This is a genomic window from Bacillus sp. SIMBA_005 (assembly GCF_046535585.1).
Lineage (GTDB): Bacteria > Bacillota > Bacilli > Bacillales > Bacillaceae > Bacillus > Bacillus pumilus.
Genome location: NZ_JAWRWI010001105.1, coordinates 1 through 239, shown reverse-complemented (window position 1 = coordinate 239; position 239 = coordinate 1). Strand labels below are relative to the sequence as shown.

Below are 239 nucleotides of genomic sequence, written 5' to 3'. Positions count from 1 at the left end.
GCAAGCGCGTGCGCATCCGCGACGAGCGCATCGTCCGCTTCGAGGAGCGGCACCTGGCGATCCTCCGCCTCGAGGTCACGGTCGAGAACTCCGACGCCCCGGTGACGATCAGCTGCCAGCTGCTCAACCGGCAGGACGGCGGCAACGTCTATGCCGGAACGCCGTTTTTGGCGCAGAAGGCGACCACCGGGTTCTACCCTCGCCTTGCCGCGATGTCCGCAGACCGGGCGCTCCAGCCC

Annotated in this window: 1 protein-coding gene; it reads left to right on the top strand. The window is 69.0% G+C overall.

Annotated features, from left to right (window positions below):
• The coding region (locus SB660_RS23550; protein ID WP_410585001.1) for a hypothetical protein at window positions 1-239 on the top strand (239 nt) is incomplete at both ends.